The organism is uncultured Roseivirga sp., assembly GCF_963973945.1.
In the GTDB taxonomy this organism is placed as follows: domain Bacteria; phylum Bacteroidota; class Bacteroidia; order Cytophagales; family Cyclobacteriaceae; genus Roseivirga.
Genome location: NZ_CAXBBV010000001.1, coordinates 378292 through 398633, shown reverse-complemented (window position 1 = coordinate 398633; position 20342 = coordinate 378292). Strand labels below are relative to the sequence as shown.

Below are 20342 nucleotides of genomic sequence, written 5' to 3'. Positions count from 1 at the left end.
ATTTCGTTATAAAATCATGAAAGAAAAAAAGGTTAAGCTTCCAAAGCAGAAGAAATCAGAGTCAGAAAAGGATTCAAAACCTCAGAAAAAAGAGGCTGAGAATACAGAAAACGAAGATTTTGACTTTGGCGGTATTCCTAAAAATATTCCATTTAAAAGGAACATTGGCTGTGGTGGTTAATTAGAGCTTTAGGTTTTACCTTCAACCAACACTACAAATTCACCCTTTACACCTTTTGCTGTAAAATGAGCAATAAGCTCAGAAAGCGAGCCTCTAACTGTTTCTTCAAACATTTTAGAAATTTCTCTCGATACGGAAGCCTTTCTGTCACCCAAGTGTTCTTTGAGCTGCTCCAAACATTTAATCAATCGGTGAGGCGATTCATAAAGGATTATAGTTCGTTCTTCTTCTGCCAATTTTAGTAATCGTGTCTGTCGGCCTTTTTTATGAGGAAGAAATCCTTCGAACACAAAACGATCTGATGGTAAGCCAGAATTTACCAAAGCAGGAACAAAGGCTGTGGCTCCAGGTAAACAGTTTACTTCGAGGCCTGCTTTTAGCAGTTCTCTGACTAATAGAAAACCGGGGTCAGAAATTGAAGGCGTTCCGGCATCAGAAATCAGCGCAAATTTTTCGCCTGCTTCCATTCTACCAATTAACTGCTCTACAGTTTTATGTTCATTAAAAATGTGATAGCTCTGAAGCGACTTGGTGATGTTATGGTGCTTTAAGAGCTTGCCAGAAGTACGGGTATCTTCGGCCAATATTACATCCACTTCGCTCAATACTCTCAGCGCCCTTAAAGTAATGTCTTCAAGATTGCCGATAGGGGTGGGCACAAGAAAAAGCGAAACCTCTGACATTAGATAAGTTGATCAATTTTATTAGCAAGCTCCCGATCTTTTTCAGTAACAGTATTGCCAGCATCGTGAGTTGTTAGTTCAATTGTAACTGAGTTGTAAACATTAGACCAGTTTGGGTGGTGATTCATTTTTTCCGCACATATGGCTACTTTGGTCATAAAACCAAAGGCTTCTATAAAATCTGAAAACTCAAATTTTCGAACTAGCTTATTGTCTTTTTCTTCCCACATAACTTAATTTTTAGCGGTAATAATGTACTGATACTGAAGGCTTTTATTGTCAGTTTTTGTGTTGGAAAACCCAGCTTGTTTTAAAGATTGTTCTAACGTTTCGCTTGAAACTTTAGCTTCATCTGAAGGTCCCACTGGAATTTCGCCAGTTTTAAAATCTATGATGACCAACAATCCACCATGCTTCATACCTTTTTTAAGCCTGTTTAAATATTGACTCTTGTTAGGAATGTAAGCATATGTATTTACAATGAGTACAATATCAACCTCATTATCGAGCAGGTTAGGTACATCTGCTGGAGTTAGTCGTGTATCAATGTTGTCTGCCCAGCTCCCCACAATTGATTTTTGATTTTGGATATACTCTAGGGAATTGGGGTCAATATCTAACGCAATAACCTTTTTTGCCTTTCGGGCTATTTTGAATGTGAAATAACCAGAACCTGCTCCCACATCGGCCACAGTTTTGTCAGTCAAATCGCCTAGTAGGTTGAGCACAAATTCAGGGTTTTGCCATTCAGTTCTTCCAGCGTCCTCTTGTAGTTCAGGTGATTTCTCGCTTTCATTTGGCGCCTCAGGAGCTTGCTCTTCCTGAGGTGTTATTGAAGTGTCGACACCTTCTTCTTTAGGTTTACTTGAACAGGACCAGAGAAAGATAATGGGCAATATGAATAATAACGATCTCAAAGTTATAGGGCTATAATTCCTTCGATTTTTGAGGCTTCTAGATAGATTTTAATGATTGAATCACTGGAAGGCATCATAACTTGAGCTGTAATACTCACATACTTTCCTTTGCTAGAGGCTTTAGATTTTACATCATGTCCAGGAAAAAGCTTCTTTACTTCGTCTTGTTTTTCTTCTTCAACAATAAACTTAAACATATACAGGGCTGGGAAATTAAGAGTACTCTCTAGTTTTTCCTTAAAATCCTCTGAAGTGAATTTTTGCATAACGCTAAGTTAAGGTAGGAAGAGGCAAAAAAAAATCGGCCAGAAGGCCGATTTAATGTTTTTAGTAATATTTATATCGTTTGTCTAGAATTTCGGCTTTATCTCTTACCGATTGATTCATTTTCAGTTGCGAGTTGCTTAATGCTCTTTGCTGAATTTGATTAACATAAGTAGTGTAATCCGTGATTGTAGCAGGATCGGTTTTCGATTTCAATTCCATTATCACTACTCCAACATCGGTAGTGATTGCTTTAGATCTATCACCAACATTTTTAAGAGCGAACGCTGTACCTACTGCCACTGGAGCAACTCCTACATTTGGCAAAGAGTTAGAGTTTAGTTTTACCTGAGTATCGGTGTAAACCTGCGCAATGGCATCGAATGAAGCAGCCATATCAGATAGTGAACCTGATGCAGAGGCAATTTTATCAGTGATGTATTTTGCCTTCTTAGCGTTTTCAACTTTAAGTTTGATTTGGCTTCTTACTCCACTGTCAGTTAGCTTGGCAGTTCCTGCCTCCACTTTGTTTCTGTAAACAGCTACTACATATTCGTCAGCAAGATCAAAGTCTTTAACATCTCCAATAGAAGCTTCTCCATATAACCAAGTTACAATCTGACGAGCACTTTCTAATCTTCCAATGCTAGAGCTGTTAGAGTTGATGTTGTTTCCACTGAAAACTGAATAGCCTTCTGCTGATGCATTGTTTACAAAATCATCGTAAGAATCAGTGTTCAATACAAACTGACCTGCTTTTTGGTAAGCTCCATCTATAGTCTCGTCAGATGGAGTTAATTCTTTAAGAATAATGGCAACTTTATATCTGTTGTTACTTGGTGCTCCAGTAACATTCATAATGTGGTAACCGAAGTCACTTTCAACCAAACGGTTAATCACACCAGTTCTATTTACAGAGAAAGCTGCTTTTTCGAATGGCTCAGCCCACTGGCCTTGCGCGTCTCCGCCTTTTCTATACCAACCTAAATCACCTCCTGAAGGACCAGAAGAATCTTCAGAATTTACAATGGCCAATTGGGCAAAGTCTGCTCCATTTCTAGCCTCACGTAAAATGCCTTCAGCTTTGGTTTTTACTTGGGCTTTTTCAGCAGCCGACATACCCTCAGTTCTAAGTAATATGTGGCTTACTCTTACAAATTCAGCTTCGCTTTTAACAATGTCTGAAAGTTTGTAAAGCGTATAAATTCCGTTTTGCAAATTAGGGCCTATAATATCTCCCTTTTGAATATTAGAAAGGTTGTTAACAACGTCATCAGGAAGTGCTGATGGATCGAATGTTCCAAAGCCTATTCCTTGCTCAGTATTAATAACTGCCAAAGTTGAGTCGTTATCACCAGCCTCAAGTTGAGTTCTAAGGAGGTTTAGTTCTTCCATATAGTAAGCACTATCAGCAGCTGAAGGAATAACTGGGAAAGAGATATAATCTATTGAACGACTTTCTTCTACAGTATACTCTTCTTTGTGTTCGTCTAAATAAGCTTGCAAGTCCGCATCAGTAACCTCAGAAACTTGATCGTCATTTACAGCCAAGAACGGAATGTAAAGGTAATCTAAAGTGATTCCACCTTCTTGCTCCATATATTCTTGTTGCGCTTCAGCTAAAGTCACATAATTGGTTTTCAGAATTAGGTTCTGATATTTCATCATGCGCCTGTTTTCAGCCAAACTATTTTCGAACATCTGCCATCTGATTCTAGACTGAGGGTCTAAATCACTATTGACTAAAACTTGGTTTAAGAATTGGCGGTCTAACTCGCCTGTTTGTGGGTCGGCAAATTGCTGCAATACTTGAGGTGAAATGTTTTTACCTTGAACCATATCGATTCTTTCATCACCAGATACTGCTATGCCAGCTTTGTCGAAACGTTTGGTGTAAGCAATTTGAGCAATTAACTGCTCCCATGCCTGATTTCTAATGGTTTGCATTAAGAACTCATTCGGATTAACACCGTATTGAGCCATGTAATTTTGTTTGATGCTTTCTACAAGGTTAGCGTATTCTTGCTGACTGATGGATTCTCCTGAAATTTCTCCAACTTCTTGCTTATTGCTACCTAGAATGGAGGATCTGCTGCTTAATACATCGGTTAAAACGAAAGCTAAAATCGATGCCCCTACTACGACTACTAGGAGTCGTCCCATCTTTTCACGAAGCGTGTTAATTATTGCCATTTGTACTTATTAATTGAAATAGCCGCAAACATAATTGATTTATGACCTATTAGCAAAGGAAAATTCAGACAAAAAGCCCTGTTAATCAGTCTTCTCTGTCAGGAACCACGCTTAGCATTACGGTATCAATCCTAGCGTCTTCCATTGCCACTATTTTTATTTTGAAAGGAGGAACAGAAATGGTCTCATTTACTTGAGGAATATTCTCTGTTATTGATAGAATAAAGCCACCTAGCGTATCGTAATCGCCTTCAGGAATGTTGAAATGATATTTTTCATTCAGGTAATCTACCTCATGGCGAGCACTGAAAAGATAATTGTTGTCGTCAAGCTTTTGTTCCACCCAATCTTCATCATCGTGTTCATCTTGAATCTCACCAAAAATCTCTTCGATTACATCTTCTAAACTAACTAAACCTGATGTGCCTCCAAATTCATCAACTACCAGGGCTAAGCTCTTTCTTTCCTGAATAAACTGGATCATGAGTTCATTCACCAACATGGTTTCGGGTACAATAATTATTGGGGTAAGAATGCTCTCTATATCTTGAGGCTTTTTGAACAGGGCCAGAGCATGGCAATATCCAATTACCTCATCAATATTATTTCGATAAACCAAAACTTTAGAGTGCCCACTTTCGATGAATTCGTTTTTCAAATCTTCAATAGAATCCTCTAATTCCACCGCAGCGATATCTGTTCGAGGAATCATACATTCCCTTACCTTAACGGTTTTGAACTCAAGGGCATTGTTGAAGATTTTGGTATCCAATTCTACTTTAGATTCTTTAATGTCTTTATGAGTATTGCGCTGGATGTATGAACGCAAATCTGTAAGTCCAAAAACTGGACGATCTTCAGAGAATTTTTGTCGAAGAATATGAACAATAATAAATCGAGACATTTGCTCAATTACCCATACCAACGGAAACATGATAATGAAAATGAGCATAATTGGTACTGAAAGTATGCTCAATAATCGGTTGGGATTAATTAGAAATATACTCTTTGGTGTGAATTCAGCCGTAAACAAAACCAGAAGGGTTGACAATACGGTTTGAATAAGAAGAACAGCACCGGGGTTACTTAAGTACTCTGGCAAAACCCGCATGATCAGAGGTTCTAAAATTAAAGCCATGAAGTAACCGTAAATAACTAAGGCAATTGTATTGCCCACCAAAGCCGTATTGATAAGCCTCGAGGGTTTTTGAGTAAAGAATACTAAGATTTTGCCACTAAGGGATCCCTTTTTGCTTTGAAGTTCGATTTGGAGCTTGCTGGAGGTTACAAATGCGATTTCAGTTCCAGAAAAAAATGCTGAAAAAATCAGGGTAATAATGATAACCGTAATTTGGTAATAGTCCATTAATGTTTCTTTTTCCGCTTAGGCGCTGGTTTGGCTTGTTCTTCCTGTTCTTTGTGTTTAGACTTCCTATATCTGTATAAAAATAACAGACCTATTGATATCATAAAAATAAAATAGGAATAGGCGATTCCATAGGTCATGGTTTGATGAACTCCAATCACAAATGTGACTACACAAAGTGAAAAGATTATGGTGCCACTAGTTGTTTTCATCTGTCTCTTTAATTTCGAATTCGCTACCCCCAGGGCTATTAACGGTGTACTCTGAAAAATCTTGAGGAGCGTCTAAACCCGTGCCCTGAATCAAGTCCGTTTCGGTGGTTACAATAAAGAAAAGATCTGTATATATCCTCTCGGTATTTGGGTTCCAAAATAACTCTTCAGTTTTTAATGTTTGATTTTTCTTAAAATTGTGAACTACTACATCGCCAAAGGCTCTATACAGTTTTGTTTTGGCATCATAAACGCCTTCCATTGCTGTGAGTACTGAAGTGGTGTCGCCATTGCTATCAAAGAAATCAATCCTGATGGTTTCAGGAAACTCCAAATCTCCATTAGAGAAAGTTAATTGTTTATTTCCCTTTATTCCCAATTTCCGAATGGAACCTTCGGTCATAATGATTTCAACATTCTCTGATTCCAGAATGGGCCCATCGTATTCTTCCATTTCAGCCAATTTTTTTGGCTCAGAAAAGCAGGCCGAAAGGACCAGTACAAATAAAAGAGGTATAAACTTTTTCAATCTCATTGTATGAAAAACGGTCTTCCCTATGAGAGAAGACCGTCTTTATTTTCATTTGGGAATCAACTATTGTTCCGGTCTTTTTTGCAATTTAACAGTTTGCTGTATCCAACATCCTACTGTTACACTATCGCCTAGTTCTTTTCCTTCGGTAAAGATTTCTCCACCACTAGGGAAGTACGATTTAGCTTGACTTGCTTTTAATTGGTTACCTGCTTTAAGGTAATACTCGTAAGCAACAATAAACCTTGCTCTGTCATTTACTTGGCTTTTTTCTTGGTTACACTCATCACTTTGCATCACCATGTCGCCAATTAATGTATACATCTCTTCTTTCAAAGTAGGGTCGATTTCTACTGTAGCTATGGCTAACTTTCTAGCTTCGCTTTTGTTGCCGTCTAAGCGTTCCATTAATACAATTTGCTTCATTGCCTTACCTTTGTCGGTGTTGTCTTCCGCAATTTCTACAGCTTTGTTATAATAGATTTTGGCATTCACATAGTCTTTTTCTTTAAGGTATGTTGAGCCAAGCAAGTTAGCAACACCATATTGAGGCTTTGTTTCTAATACCATTTTAGCAGCTTCTAAAAACCAATCAGCGTCTGTACATCCACCATTGAAGGCATAAACAAATATCTTATTTGCAAGCTCTTCATCTTTAGGGTTTGCCTTAAACTGAGGAACTAGTTTATCAACTATGAAATCACAATCGATTAAGTTAAGATCAGCCAATTTTTTATCAATGAACTCTTTTCCAGCATCCATAGCCTTTGTACTCTTATTTTGGCTTTTTGCTTTCTTGATTTGATAATCAATGTGCTCAGTACATCTATTATAAATGTCAAGAATTTGCTCATCAGTGAGCCCGATATCACGAGCGAAGCCCAAAACTGCAGTTTGCATGTAATAACGGCTTACTGGATAGAAGGCTTCATTTCCTTCTAATTCATAAGTGAGCTTAAATAAGTCTAGCAAATACTGAGTTTTTTCTGAGTCTGCTATGTAATACCTATATGCTGAAATAGCCTGACGGCCGATGTTTTCCTTTTTTGAATCAGGATAAAGTTCAAAACGCAAGTCATATAAAGACATCACTTTAGTTGCTGCTTTTACTTTTTCAGCCTCCGTTTTCCCGTTTTCCCAAGATTCATCCCAAATAGCAATTCCTTTAATATAAGTAGATTCACTTAAGTCAGGGTAGTTCTTTAAAATATACTCTAAGTGACCTTTTGCGGCATCATAATTACCGGCTTTTTCTGTGTCACTAAACAAAGTCCATTTTGTTTGGGCATCGCTTCTTTTTTCTGGGTCTTCAGGCCATTTGAATTGAGCCATGGCAGAGTACCCAGAGGTAATAAGGATCAAGGTCAATAAAAATTTAATTCTCATAATACTGTAGTTTAATTATACTTTTGTCTCGCAAACCATGTCTGGTCTTGCAAGCTAAATCCAATGCTCAACTTGAGGTAGTTTTCTCTAATTAACCCATCGGTTACATTACCTCTATTTCCAAAGGTAACTCCTAAATTTAAATTAGAAACACCCCAGAATGCGTTTAACGGTAAGGATGTTCCAAAATTTATACCAAAGTCATTTACTTCCTGTGAATTGACTAAATAAGGAGTTCTCTCGTAATGAAGTCCGAATCTATAAGTTATTCTCGGGCCAGACTTAGAAACTTCGTAGTTTGGTAATAATTCTCCACCAACGGCAATTCGAAAGGCATCTCCAAAATCTGAACTGGTTTGGCCAGATTCATCTACATACTGACTCCAAGCTTGTGTCTGTACATCAATACCAACAGCAAATCGCTGAGATTTCTCATAGGAAATTCCGAAACCGATACGCTGTGGAATGCTTATTTCAGAGTCGACATTATTCTTTAAAGTGTCGCTTGAAAACGTATTTCCATTAATGTCTTGGCTTTCAAACTTAGTAAGGTTTCTACTCCTTACATTTGCTTCTAGATTATAGAATGCGCCAAGATTGAGCGCATGATTTTCTTTAAGCTCTATTTTGTATGCTAAACCAACATTGGCTGTTACATCTGAAAAACTCCTTCTTTCATTGTAAATAGTGCTACTGAATGTAATGGCTGGAATGCCAGTAAGTAAGAATTCAGTATCTCTTTCAATAGACCCAAATAAATATGAGGTCTTTAAGCCAACAAGAAAATTGCCCAACCTAAGAGCATGGGTCATAAAAGCCTCATCTATACCACCGTTTCCATTTAATTGTGACAATAAAGTTGAGTTATCCGGGCCATCTGAGGTTTGCAGAATACCATAATTAACAGAGGTGTATGGGCTAAGGCCTAAAGCCATATTCCATTTTCCATACTTTATTGGTAACGAAAAGGCAAAGTCTTTGAAACCACCTGTAAATGAGCTATAGCTCTTATCTCCATTATTATAGGTTCTTGAATCAAAGGAAGTACCTATTTGGAAGATAGCGTCATAGTTTGTGGCTACGAGGGCTGGGTTAAGATTATTAAAGAAAAGTCTGTTGTTATAACTTATCCCGAATCCTCCCATTCCCGCATTATGGGAATATCCTCCCCAGTTCACATCTCCAATTCCAAAAGCAGAATAAGAACTTTGAGTATACTGTGCCTTAAGAGTGGTACAGAATAAAAATGCCCCTAAAAGGGCCGAATATTTGATGATATTTTTGAGCATTGCTTAACCTAAACGCGTTCAGTACAACGAGCACTAATTTGAGGGTTACAAATATGTCAGCTTTTCTTTTAGATTCAAACCTTTCTAAAAAAGGCTATCGAATAATAGGCTTAAAATCAGACATTTTTAACCAAAATTGTGAGAATACCCCTCAATTTTAATCTTCAATACATTGACAAATGCCAAACAGGAATACAAAGTTTGATTGCACCTGCTATAACAAAGTAGAATGTATTACACCATTACTGAATTTACATTGAGCTCCTTCAAGCCTAAGTTTGATTAACGACTATAAATTTAGTTGATAATATTTAGGATACAATTTTATGTGGCCATTTTTTCGCAAATGTGAACTCAAGTAAAAATCGAATTGCTTTCAAACTCTAAACTCTGGTCTTTTCTCAACTTGGATGAATTTTTACAACTTATAATATCTTAATCTCGTAAGGCTTACCCATTGGCAGTTGAAGTTGGTACTTACAGGATTGGTTAGCCTACTGATTTTAATTTTTGCCTTTCGAGTAAATATCCTTTGGTCAGTCACTCAATCGTCTAAAATTGAGGTTTATAAAATTAAACAGCGGTTCTTTGAATTTTCTGAATCAAGAAGAATATATTGGTTCAGAAGATTTTAAAATTAAATGAGAACTTAACATTTCGCTTGACCTATTGAATTTGATTTTTGATTAACATTGGTTTTACCGCTAATGCTTATCTTAGCCCAAAATCTGCAAAGCGAATTTGTATTCTCGAATCAGAAGTATACTTTAGCGACACACAGCGACTTTAATGAAAAACAGACTCCTACTAACATTGTGCATGTTGTTTATGGTTTTTATAGCCAAAGCTGAAAATGTCAATGGGTTTAACCCTACAGTTTCAGCCACGGTTATGGCCTCTGAAGAGCTGCCAGTATCATCAATTGATGACTCTGCTGCTTCCTCTTCTGACGAAGAGCACACTTCTCCGGCAGGTTGGTCAGTAATTCCGTTTGCCTTATTACTGATAATGATTGCCACAGGCCCATTATTCTATGAGCATTTCTGGCATAAGAATTACCCAATTATTGCGGTTTCTTTGGCGGCAATTGTTGTGTTATACTATCTATTCGGTGTAGGCGATGTTAATCATCCAGTACATGCTTTGGCAGAGTATGTTCAATTTATAGCCTTATTGTCCTCATTATATATAGCCTCTGGTGGAATAATGATTGAGGTGGATAAGAAAGCTACTCCGCTAACAAATGTAGGTTTGCTTCTTATCGGTGCTGTTATTTCTAATCTTATTGGAACTACAGGAGCATCTATGCTTTTAATCAGACCTTTTGTTAGGTTGAACAAGGGTAGAATTCAGCCATACCATATTATATTCTTTATTTTTATGGTAAGTAACGTTGGAGGAGCCTTAACCCCAATTGGTGATCCACCACTGTTTTTAGGATTTTTAAAGGGAGTGCCATTTGCTTGGACCCTTGAGCATAATTTTGTTCCATGGCTTACGGGCTTGGGCTTGTTATCAGTGGTGTTCTATATTTTTGACAAACGTAATACAGACGAAGACTTGGAAGAAATTTCAAGTTTCACTAACAAAACAACTATTCTTGGTTCCAGAAATTTCATTTGGTTGGCCATAATAATTGCTTCTGTTTTTATTGATCCGAATGTAATTGAAGGAATTCCTGCCATTCATTATCACGGCCAGAAGTTTTCGTTTATTCGTGAGTTGATTATGTTCTCGGTAGGCTTTCTGTCTTATCGGTTTGCTGATAAACGTGCTATTAAAGGGAATGAATTCAACTTCGAGCCCATACGAGAAGTGGCCTTTATATTTATAGGAATTTTTGGGACTATGATGCCAGCACTGGCACTAGTGAGTGAATTTGCGCAATCTGAAACGGGTACTGCGCTTATTACACACAATACTTTGTATTGGGGCACTGGAATTCTTTCGGGCTTTTTAGATAACGCACCTACCTACTTAAACTTCTTGGCTGCAGCTCTGGCTTCTCAAGGAGGAGATATTGCTGTAATTAGCAATGTGCATGATTATGCCATGGGAGGTGTTTACGATGACTCAGTATCTAAACTTATCGCCATATCCCTTGGTGCTGTGTTCTTTGGTGCTATGACCTATATTGGAAACGGACCAAATTTTATGGTAAAGTCTATTGCTGAGCAAATGGGAATTCACATGCCTTCGTTCTTTGGTTATATACTTAGGTATTCCATTCCAATTTTGCTACCTATACTCTTTGTTATCTGGCTTATCTTCTTTGCATTCTAATTTAGTAGTAAAGAAGATCAGCTTCCATCTTTGTTGATTTTGTGTGGAAACATTTTGTAACTTCAATTCCCTGAAGGAATAAAATGGATAGCATTTACCTAGATCTTATTTTAAGCGGTCTCACTTACGTGATTCTAACGTATTTGACTTTTCAGCTTATGAAAAGTAGAAAGGTGAATAAGAATAAAGATGATGATGAAGGTGGAATTATGGACTTTACTCCGCCTAATATAGATTTGCCTCCAGGCGTAGTTTGGCCCGATTCCCCCTTAATTAGGAAGCCAAAAGCCGAAGAAGTGTACTAATTAGCGCTGCTTACATTTATCGCAAATACCAGTAATCAAAAAATTGCTTTCTTCTCCCGTGAATCCCCGAGGTAGTTTTACCGAAGGAATTTCCACATGCTCTAAGCAAGTAGTTTGTTCACATTTGTTGCACTTGAAATGGATATGGTTGTGTTGGTGGCTTCCTTCAGAACACTCATCGGCACAAAGTGCGTAACGAATACCTCCTCGGTCATCCAGTATTTTGTGAATCAAACCCTTGTCTAAAAAAGATTTAAGAGTTCGGTAAATGGTTACTCGGTCATACTTTCCATCTACAGCCGTTTCAATGTCGGCATGAGAAATAGCCACTTCATGATTAAGGAAAACCGCAATAACATCTGCCCTTCCTTGAGTAAGCCGTAGCGCATGGTCCTTTAAAAGTACTTTGATATGATTATCCACGAAATAAAGATAGTTATTCGAGAGAAGAATGTTGTACTCAATTTTTAAGTTCCATACTTCGCCAAATGGTTTTTCCTTACTTTCTCTTTTTTCGGAAAAGCTTAGCTATTGAATTGAAGGTCTTTTTCTCCCATTTCCAAAAAAAGCTGAACTGGCCCAATAGTGTGCCATAAAACAAAAGTAGAACTTGGTACAATGGCGGAATCAAAAGAAGATAAAGAAAAACCCCTTTTATACCTGTTAGGCTTTCGATACCAAAAAGCTTAAAAACATAAGGCTTTAAAAACACAACTGTCATTCCAGTAAGTGAAAATACAACCAACACCAAAACCACCTGAATGAGCGAGTTGAGATTCCATCGCTCTTTCATCTTTTCTAAAAACTGCGTATTTGCCAAACCTTTTAACTTTAAAAGCGCACGAAGTTAGGCATGTTGATACCAATCACCAACCTTAAATAAAACCTTATCAAAAAAACCTTCATTGGGTGGGTACGGGCTAATTATTTCAATAAATTACATCAACAAATTTTCTGATAAAAAATGTACGATTTAAGCAAGTTTCAGAGAGTGATGGTCTGCTTAGACCTTACCGAAATGGATAAAGGGCTTATCCAGTATGCGTCAATGATAGCGCAGATTTTGGAGGTTGACTCCGTTTACTTTTTACACGTGGCCGAATCATTAGAGCTACCTGCAGAAGTACAAGAGAAATACCCCGATTTGGTAGCTCCGCTAGACGAAACATTAGAGCATGAAATACGAGGAAACGTAGAAAAACACTTCAAAACTCCTGCCGGATGTGATGTTCAAATTAAGGTAGCCACAGGCCAAGTAACCGAAGAGGTGCTTAAAATGGCCAAAGTAAAGGTGATTGATTTGATGATTTTGGGCAGAAGACATCACCGCTCTAACGCTGGCTTAAATTCTAGCAAAATTGCTAAGAGCTCTCCATCTTCGGTAATGTATGTTCCTGAAAACCCAAAAATGGAGTTGAATAAGATTTTGATTCCTATTGATTATTCAGAGCATTCCCAAATGGCATTTGAGATTGGCATGGCACTTCAGAAGCAAACAGGTGCGAAGCTGATGAGTAATCATATATATAGAGTGCCGAAGGGATACTACAAATCTGGAAAAACATTTGACGAGTTTGCTGATATTATGCTCGAAAACACCAAAAAGGATTCTGAGAAATTCTTTAAGAAAATGGAGCTTGGCGACACAAAATTTGAACATACTTTTGCGCTTGACGATGACCCTCATCCAGCGGATAAAATTTATAAAACTGCCTCTGAAAAAGGAGCTGACTTAATTATTTTAGGGTCTAAGGGTAGAACAAGTGCAGCTGCATTTTTAATTGGCAGCGTGGCCGAAAAACTTGTATATGAAAGCGGAGATATACCTTTATTCTTAGTAAAGAAGGGAAAAGAGAATCTTAGCTTACTCGAGGCTTTGTTCCGTTTATAGTTATTGCCCAATTGTGGCTTTTAAGCTATAATTTAGTTCATCTTTTAAGATCATACTCTGATCGCCAGAAATAGAAAAAGAGCTCAATATTGATTTTCCTTGTTTAACATCGAAAAAGAGATTGAGCTCTTTCTCAAAATTATACACGGGGTTTTTATCCCGAACCAAGATTCGGATACTCTCTAGCCGATTTGCAATGTAATTGTATTCAATAGAGCGAACCGTTGGTTTTTCCGTTTTAGCAGAATCTATTACTTTTTTATTGCCGTTGCTTACAGAAAGCTCTTCCGTAATGTAGGCTGTTTCAAGCCCTAGCTTATTAATATCGGCTTGATAAAAAAGACCAAGCTCATCTTTCCATTGTTGAGCAGAATCAAATTTTAAAGTGATTTTTTCCGTTTCGCCATTTACGTTAAGCTCTTTGTAGAGTGCTGGTTTCTCTACTTCAAACATGGCTATTTGTTCGTCTAATAGCTCTATTAAGTCAAAATAGGTTCCAGTTCTAATTGCTTCAGACTCTTGACCTACAGTGCAGCCAAACAAGCATAAAGAAAGTAAGAGTACGATTTTTTTTAACCTCATATAAGTATGTCTCCGTTCATTTCTTTTGGAATCTCAACCCCCATTAATGTTAGAATAGTAGGGGCTAAGTCTCCAAGTTTACCATCTTTCATTTGAGGCTTCAATTCATTGTCAACGAGAATACAAGGAACCAAGTTCGTGGTATGCGCAGTATTTGGGCTACCGTCAGAATTTAACATGATATCCGAATTACCGTGGTCGGCAATTACTATTGTAGTATAGCCATTTTTCAATGCCACATCAATTACTTCTCCAGCACATTTATCTACAGTTTCGCAAGCCTTTACTGCCGCTTCAAAAACCCCAGTATGCCCTACCATATCTGGATTAGCAAAATTTAGACAAACGAAATCTACCTCTTGTTCACCCAGTTCTTTTACAATGGCTTCAGTAATATCATTCGCACTCATTTCTGGCTGCAAATCATAAGTAGCTACTTTAGGGGAAGGGCATAGAATTCGCTTTTCATCTTTAAATGGAATTTCTCTGCCTCCACTAAAGAAAAAGGTCACATGAGGATATTTCTCTGTTTCAGCAATTCTAATCTGTTTTTTACCTGCCTCAGAAAGTACTTCACCCAACGTGTTCTTCAAGTTGTCCTTATCGAACATCACTTTTACTCCACTAAAAGAATCATCGTAATTCGTGAGGGTTACAAAATGAAGCTTCATTGCCTCCATTTCTTGTTCGGGAAAGTCACGTTGAGTAAGCGCTTGCGTAATTTCCCTTCCTCTATCAGTTCTAAAGTTGAAATATATTACAACATCATTCTCCTCAATAATGGCTATTGGCTTGTCATTTTGGGTATGAATAATAGGAATGATAAACTCATCCGTTACCCCTTCAATATATGAGTTGGCAATGCTTTCAGGAATATTTTCTGAATTGATGCCAGCGCCTTTAACCATAGCATCATAAGCCAACTTTATCCTTTCCCAACGATTGTCTCTGTCCATGGCATAATAGCGACCAATTACAGAAGCGACTTTTCCAATGGTTTTTTCCATATGAGCTTCAAGATCAGCTATATACTTTATACCACCTTTTGGGTCAGTATCACGGCCATCAGTAAAAGCATGCACAAAAACATCCTTTAAACCTTCTTGGTGAGCAATACTGAGCAACGCTTTCAAATGATCAATGTGAGAATGAACTCCACCATCGGACAATAAGCCCAGAAAGTGCACTTTTTTTGAGTTCTCTTTTGCGTAGTTAAAAGCCGACTTTAAAGTTGGGTTATCGGCCAGGGTATTTTCTTCTACCGCTTTGTTTACCTTTACCAAATCTTGGTAAACAACCCTGCCAGCACCAATATTCATATGACCTACTTCTGAATTTCCCATTTGCCCAGCTGGTAATCCCACGGCTAAGCCAGAAGCTTCTAATTTGCTGTGAGAATATTTTTGATAGAGAGAGTCAATGACGGGAGTGTTGGCATGATCAATGGCAGAAACATTGGAATCGGTACCCAAACCCCAACCGTCCAAGATCATTAAGAGAACGCGTTTTTCCATTGGGCAAATATATATTATTATGATCTGGTTTGTAAGTCCAAAACGATTGTATTAATTTGATTTTGAACAACCTAAAGGAGAGTAATAATTGGCATTATTTTCGTTAAACTAATGGCTAAGTCACTAAAAATGAGGAATAAAAACATCATTATTACTTTCATGTCTCTTGTCATGGTATTGAGCTCGTTTTCAGGTTTTGCTCAAACCCCAGAAGAAACCTTGATAAAAAAGGTGCAAGAGTCATTAAAATCTTCTAGTTCCAGAGAGCTCGTTAAATACTTGCACGAACGAGTTGAAATAAAACTCGACAATGAGAAAAAAGACTACAGTACAAATCAGGCTGAAATTGTTCTAAAGCAGTTTTTTCAGAAAAACCCAGCGGACTCAACAGAGTTTATTCATGATTCTAAGTCTGATGGAGGCATTGTTTACGCTATCGGTTCTTATGTTTCAGGCAATAAGAAATACCGTGTTGTGATAAGGGCTAAGCAATTTAAGACAGACTATAAAATCTATAGGCTTGAATTTACTGAAGACCGTTAAGCCCTAGCAATCTATTTAGTATTTTTGAGCCATGTGGCCGAAATACATTACAGAAAAATCTCTCAATCTATTTATTGAAAGCGCTTTAGCCGAAGATCTTGGCGATGGCGATCATTCATCTCTAGCCTCTATTCCAGAAAATGCTGAAAACTCAGCGTATCTGCTGATGAAGGACAGCGGCATTATTGCTGGTGTGGAATTGGCCGAAATCATTTTCAAAAAGTTAAGTCCCTCTATTAAAGTAAAGTCTTTGGTAAAAGATGGTGATGCGGTTAAAAAAGGCGATATCATTATGCGGATCCACGGCAGCTCAAGGGCCATTCTCTCTGGTGAACGTTTAATGCTCAACTGCATGCAACGTATGAGCGGCATTGCGACTTACACCAACAAACTGAACTCATTGATTTCTCATACCTCAACAAAACTTTTAGACACACGCAAAACCACTCCTAATTTTAGGCTGATGGAGAAATGGGCGGTTTTTATTGGCGGTGGAGTAAACCATAGGTTTGGCTTGTATGACATGATAATGCTGAAAGACAACCACAACGATTTTGCTGGTGGAATTACTCAGTCGGTTTCAGCTACCAAAGACTATTTAAAACGTACTGGCCGTAATCTGAAAATTGAAGTAGAAACCCGTAACTTAGAAGAAGTTAAAGAGGTACTGAGCTTGGAGGGAGTGCATAGAATTATGCTCGATAATATGAGCCCAGCATTAATGAGCCAAGCTTTAGCGCTCATCAATGGCCGTTTAGAAACCGAGGCCTCCGGTGGCATTACCGAATCGACCATTGGGGCGGTGGCAGAGACTGGAGTAGACTATATTTCCGTTGGAGCACTAACCCATTCGGCCAAAAGCCTGGACATAAGTCTGAAAGCAGAATAATTTGAAAGTTAAGAAACGCAATTTTTTAGTTTTAATGATTGAAGCCTTGGTTTTGATCCTTATGTTTGTGTTCCTTTTTCGACACTGTGCGAGTTAGCAGGTAAATTATCATGATTGTAAAAACAAAAAAATACGCTTTAGATAAGAAAGCATACGTCCGTGCGGGGATGAAAAACATCCTTAAAGAGCAATGGTGGGTGGTTTTAATTGCTATCGGAATTTCTTCCATGGCTTTTGTCATTCCTTCAAACTGGTGGTGGATTGGCGCATTGATTGCCTACGTGTTGTATCTACTTTTCTGGCTTATTCAGTTTACGGGCGTAACCCAACTAGAGCAAAGCAAAATGCTTTTCGATAAACTTTCTTACGAAATTGACAGTCGTCAGATTTTAATTAAAATGAATTCTAAGCAAGGCATGCCCATGAAATGGGAGCAAATTAAATATGCTTGGATGGACAAAAAACAGTTTGTGCTTGTGGTAAACAAAGCCCAAATGATGATGTTCCCTTACACCGTTTTCAAAACTCAAAACGAAGTAAAATTCGTGGAAACGATTATGAAACGTAAGGGCTTGATCAAAGGGAAAAAAGAACAAGTAGAGAAATAATTAAGGTTTAATACTTTTGTAAAAGCACGGTTATATCAATAGCCGTGCTTTTTTTGTTATTTGCTGCCTAATTCAGAAAGTTGAAATCACGCTATTACATTGAGGGCTTAATTGCTGTTTTTCTCTTTGGTATTACTCCCATCTTCATCAAAGAAGTTTCTGCCAACGCAGTGACTATTGGCTTGGTACGGTTAGTGATTGGCGCAAGTTTTTTGTTTTTCTTGGCGGGAAATAAGAACCTAAAAAAGCTTACCAAAAAAGATTGGAAGGCACTTGTTCTCATTGGTATTGTTTTCGGAGCGCATTGGATTACCTACTTTATGAGTGTAAAACTCGCGACACCATCTATGGCCATCCTCTCAGTTTCTTCCTTTGGGCTACACATGATTTATTTGGACTGGGCGATTAACAAAAAAAAGCCATCGCCTTATGAAATTACCGCAGTCTTAATAGCCTTATTCGGTATCTATTTAATTGTACCGGCATTCGACCTGAAAAATAACCTTACAACAGGTATTTTGATCGGTCTGGTTAGTGCCGCCTTTTTTGCCATTCTGCCTTTTATTCAACGTAAAAACCAACATATCGATTCCTTGACAAGGGCCTTTGGTCAATACACTTTCGCACTTATTATTTTTCTACCCATATCATTCGAATCTAATTGGGATTTGACCCAACAGGACTGGGTTTACCTCGCAATTCTCGGCACTGTATGTACGGTAGGCGCACATACTTTATGGCTACGTGCCTCCACCATTTTGCCTCCAACCAACACAAGCCTTATCTTCTATTTAGGTACCCCAATCGCCATGGTTACCAGTTTTATTTTTCTAGATGAAGCGATGCCTACGCAAAAAATTGTAGGTGCTGGTCTTATCATTTTTGCTAATGTTTTTGGGGTTTTGATGAGAAGAAGAAGGAAAGAAAACCATCTAAAGTAAAAGTACTTTACCAGAACTGTATGTATATTGCGAATACAATCGCAAATTTTGTATTATATTTGCGAATATAATCGCAGAATTATGATTGACAGAGACCTCATCGAACTCATTCAAAAACGAATCAATGATAAAAAGGTCATTATTCTGTTAGGGCCTCGTCAGGTTGGAAAAACAACACTACTCAAACAGCACTTTTCAACTCAAAATACCCTGTGGCTAAATGGTGATGATTGGGACACAAGGAATCAGCTTTCCAACCAAACCACCACTTGGCTTAAACAAACGATAGCCAAACATGATAGAGTTATAATTGATGAAGCGCAGCGGATAGAAAATATCGGATTAACGCTTAAAATAATTCATGACAATATTCCTGAAGTAAAGGTGATCGCCACCGGTTCATCTTCTTTTGAATTAGCAAATAAAATTAATGAACCCTTGACTGGCCGAAAATGGGAGTTTAACCTTTGGCCAATTAGTACGGGTGAAATGATCAATCATCATTCGTTGTTGGAAGAAACACGCTTATTAGAGCATAGACTGGTCTATGGTTGGTATCCTGATGTAATCAACAGCCCTGGCGATGAGAAAGAGATTCTAAACACGCTTTCAGACAGCTATCTGTACAAGGATATTTTAACTTGGGAAAATATCAAGAAACCACAAAAGCTGGAGTTATTGGTACAAGCGCTAGCCTTTCAAATTGGTCAGCAGGTTTCCTATAATGAGCTTGGACAAATCACAGGCTTAGACAATCAAACAGTAGAAAAATATATTTCATTGCTGGAAAGAGCCTTTATTGTTTTTAGGCTTCCTTCATTAAGCCGTAATCTTAGAAATGAGTTGAAAAAGAGCCGTAAGGTTTACTTTTATGATGTAGGCATTCGCAACGCAGTAATAAAAAACTGGAACCCCGTAAGTTTAAGACAAGATGTAGGTAGTCTTTGGGAAAACTTCTTGATTGTGGAACGACTCAAACATAAAGCCTATAACTCCATTTACTCCAATGACTATTTCTGGAGAACCAATGCGCAACAAGAGATAGACTTTATTGAAGACTATGATGGAATACTCCATGCTTATGAATTTAAATGGAATGAAAAGAAAAAGGGGCGGTTTAGTAAGTCATTTACACAAGCCTACCCAGACCATGAACTGCTCACAGTGAATAAAAAGAACTATCTGGAATTCATTCAGAGGGCTTAGCTTTCTAGCTACAATTTTCTTCCTTTTACTTCTTCAGCCCCGGCTATTCCTTTTTCAAATTCCTTAAATCAATTTTCATATTTGTAGATTTTGATTATGTTTGTTCTACAAATACGAAATTTGCAAAATGAAAGGAACGCAATTAGGTGAATTTGAAGAGCTGGTATTGTTGGTGGTGGGCGTATTATTTCCAGAAGCTTACGGCCTAAACATCCGAGAGGAAATCATTAACCAAACCAAGCGAAAAGTAGCGATTGGCGCAGTGCATTCTGCCCTTAGCAGGCTCGATGAAAAGGGCTTTTTAGAGTCGGAATTGGCAGAAGGTACACATGAACGCGGAGGAAGAAGAAAACGCCTTTTCAAGATTACCGCAAGTGGCAAACAAGCCTTGGAAAAGAACCACGAATTGAGAAACTCTCTTTTCAACCAAATACCAGAAATGGCCTTAAAAATAGTGTAATCCATTGGGTCTACAACCAACATATGAACCGCCTAAACTGGCTGTCAAGCTGCTCTCGCTGGTGTGCAAAAACAACCTTTTCGAAGAAATAGAGGGT

Annotated in this window: 23 protein-coding genes; 10 read left to right on the top strand and 13 right to left on the bottom strand. The window is 38.0% G+C overall.

The window, feature by feature from the left end:
* The first annotated feature begins 16 nt into the window (after positions 1–16).
* Positions 17–181, top strand: a complete 165-nt coding sequence (locus AAC026_RS01905) for a hypothetical protein (RefSeq protein WP_339694577.1) — start codon at positions 17–19, stop codon at positions 179–181.
* An 8-nt stretch (positions 182–189) separates the two neighbouring features.
* Here AAC026_RS01905 and rsmI read toward each other — a convergent pair whose 3' ends face one another.
* The 9 genes from rsmI to AAC026_RS01860 form a co-directional block, all read right to left on the bottom strand.
* A complete protein-coding gene (gene rsmI / locus AAC026_RS01900) occupies positions 190–864 on the bottom strand; it encodes a 16S rRNA (cytidine(1402)-2'-O)-methyltransferase (protein ID WP_339694574.1) in 675 nt (224 codons plus the stop codon).
* A complete protein-coding gene (locus AAC026_RS01895; protein ID WP_339694571.1) occupies positions 864–1094 on the bottom strand; it encodes a 4a-hydroxytetrahydrobiopterin dehydratase in 231 nt (76 codons plus the stop codon). Before AAC026_RS01895 ends, rsmI begins: the two co-directional genes overlap by 1 nt.
* A 3-nt stretch (positions 1095–1097) precedes the next feature.
* Positions 1098–1781: a class I SAM-dependent methyltransferase gene (locus tag AAC026_RS01890; protein ID WP_339694568.1), complete on the bottom strand. Its 684-nt coding sequence runs from the start codon at positions 1779–1781 to the stop codon at positions 1098–1100.
* Positions 1782–1783: 2 nt separating this feature from the next.
* Positions 1784–2047 (bottom strand): DUF493 family protein, encoded by a 264-nt coding sequence (locus tag AAC026_RS01885; protein ID WP_339694565.1) that lies wholly within the window; start codon positions 2045–2047, stop codon positions 1784–1786.
* Between the two features lie 61 nt (positions 2048–2108).
* On the bottom strand, positions 2109–4238 hold the full coding sequence (locus AAC026_RS01880) for a SurA N-terminal domain-containing protein (protein ID WP_339694562.1): 2130 nt from the start codon (positions 4236–4238) through the stop codon (positions 2109–2111).
* Between the two features lie 85 nt (positions 4239–4323).
* Positions 4324–5604 (bottom strand): hemolysin family protein, encoded by a 1281-nt coding sequence (locus tag AAC026_RS01875; RefSeq protein WP_339606092.1) that lies wholly within the window; start codon positions 5602–5604, stop codon positions 4324–4326.
* A 198-nt stretch (positions 5605–5802) separates the two neighbouring features.
* Positions 5803–6351, bottom strand: a complete 549-nt coding sequence (lptC, locus tag AAC026_RS01870; protein WP_339606093.1) for an LPS export ABC transporter periplasmic protein LptC — start codon at positions 6349–6351, stop codon at positions 5803–5805.
* Positions 6352–6411: 60 nt separating this feature from the next.
* On the bottom strand, positions 6412–7734 hold the full coding sequence (locus AAC026_RS01865) for a hypothetical protein (RefSeq protein WP_339694559.1): 1323 nt from the start codon (positions 7732–7734) through the stop codon (positions 6412–6414).
* A gap of 11 nt (positions 7735–7745) precedes the next feature.
* Positions 7746–9023: a hypothetical protein gene (locus AAC026_RS01860; protein WP_339694557.1), complete on the bottom strand. Its 1278-nt coding sequence runs from the start codon at positions 9021–9023 to the stop codon at positions 7746–7748.
* A 789-nt stretch (positions 9024–9812) separates the two neighbouring features.
* Here AAC026_RS01860 and AAC026_RS01855 point away from each other — a divergent pair.
* Both AAC026_RS01855 and AAC026_RS01850 read left to right on the top strand, forming a co-directional pair.
* Complete coding sequence (locus AAC026_RS01855) at positions 9813–11306, top strand: sodium:proton antiporter (protein ID WP_339606096.1); 1494 nt, start codon at positions 9813–9815, stop codon at positions 11304–11306.
* A gap of 158 nt (positions 11307–11464) precedes the next feature.
* A complete protein-coding gene (locus tag AAC026_RS01850; protein ID WP_339694554.1) occupies positions 11465–11611 on the top strand; it encodes a hypothetical protein in 147 nt (48 codons plus the stop codon).
* On the opposite strand, the gene AAC026_RS01845 is transcribed toward AAC026_RS01850, so the two are convergent.
* Both AAC026_RS01845 and AAC026_RS01840 read right to left on the bottom strand, forming a co-directional pair.
* Positions 11612–12034 carry a transcriptional repressor gene (locus tag AAC026_RS01845; protein ID WP_339606098.1) on the bottom strand — a complete coding sequence of 141 codons (423 nt, stop codon included), beginning with the start codon at positions 12032–12034 and terminating at the stop codon, positions 11612–11614.
* Between the two features lie 76 nt (positions 12035–12110).
* Entirely contained in the window at positions 12111–12431 is a 321-nt protein-coding gene (locus AAC026_RS01840; protein WP_339606099.1) for a DUF6787 family protein, read from the bottom strand.
* Between the two features lie 144 nt (positions 12432–12575).
* Between AAC026_RS01840 and AAC026_RS01835 the strand changes: the two genes are divergently transcribed.
* The gene (locus AAC026_RS01835) at positions 12576–13502 is read left to right on the top strand and encodes a universal stress protein (protein ID WP_339606100.1); all 927 of its coding nucleotides are present in this window, start codon (positions 12576–12578) and stop codon (positions 13500–13502) included.
* Here the strand turns inward: AAC026_RS01835 and AAC026_RS01830 are convergent, their stop codons facing one another.
* Together AAC026_RS01830 and gpmI are read right to left on the bottom strand one after the other, a co-directional pair.
* Positions 13503–14084 (bottom strand): hypothetical protein, encoded by a 582-nt coding sequence (locus tag AAC026_RS01830; RefSeq protein WP_339694552.1) that lies wholly within the window; start codon positions 14082–14084, stop codon positions 13503–13505.
* Positions 14081–15598: a 2,3-bisphosphoglycerate-independent phosphoglycerate mutase gene (gene gpmI / locus AAC026_RS01825; RefSeq protein ID WP_339694549.1), complete on the bottom strand. Its 1518-nt coding sequence runs from the start codon at positions 15596–15598 to the stop codon at positions 14081–14083. The genes AAC026_RS01830 and gpmI overlap by 4 nt, the downstream gene beginning before the upstream one ends.
* Positions 15599–15709: 111 nt before the next feature.
* On the opposite strand from gpmI, the gene AAC026_RS01820 reads away from it, so the two are divergent.
* From AAC026_RS01820 to AAC026_RS01795, 6 genes are all read left to right on the top strand, one after another.
* Complete coding sequence (locus tag AAC026_RS01820; protein ID WP_339606103.1) at positions 15710–16141, top strand: DUF4783 domain-containing protein; 432 nt, start codon at positions 15710–15712, stop codon at positions 16139–16141.
* Positions 16142–16172: 31 nt separating this feature from the next.
* Positions 16173–17030: a carboxylating nicotinate-nucleotide diphosphorylase gene (gene nadC / locus AAC026_RS01815; RefSeq protein ID WP_339694546.1), complete on the top strand. Its 858-nt coding sequence runs from the start codon at positions 16173–16175 to the stop codon at positions 17028–17030.
* Positions 17031–17140: 110 nt separating this feature from the next.
* Positions 17141–17638 carry a hypothetical protein gene (locus AAC026_RS01810; protein WP_339606105.1) on the top strand — a complete coding sequence of 166 codons (498 nt, stop codon included), beginning with the start codon at positions 17141–17143 and terminating at the stop codon, positions 17636–17638.
* An 80-nt stretch (positions 17639–17718) separates the two neighbouring features.
* Positions 17719–18579 carry a DMT family transporter gene (locus AAC026_RS01805; protein WP_339606106.1) on the top strand — a complete coding sequence of 287 codons (861 nt, stop codon included), beginning with the start codon at positions 17719–17721 and terminating at the stop codon, positions 18577–18579.
* An 81-nt stretch (positions 18580–18660) separates the two neighbouring features.
* Positions 18661–19785 (top strand): ATP-binding protein, encoded by a 1125-nt coding sequence (locus tag AAC026_RS01800; RefSeq protein ID WP_339694544.1) that lies wholly within the window; start codon positions 18661–18663, stop codon positions 19783–19785.
* 127 nt (positions 19786–19912) lie between these two features.
* On the top strand, positions 19913–20245 hold the full coding sequence (locus tag AAC026_RS01795) for a helix-turn-helix transcriptional regulator (protein WP_339606108.1): 333 nt from the start codon (positions 19913–19915) through the stop codon (positions 20243–20245).
* Positions 20246–20342 lie beyond the last annotated feature (97 nt).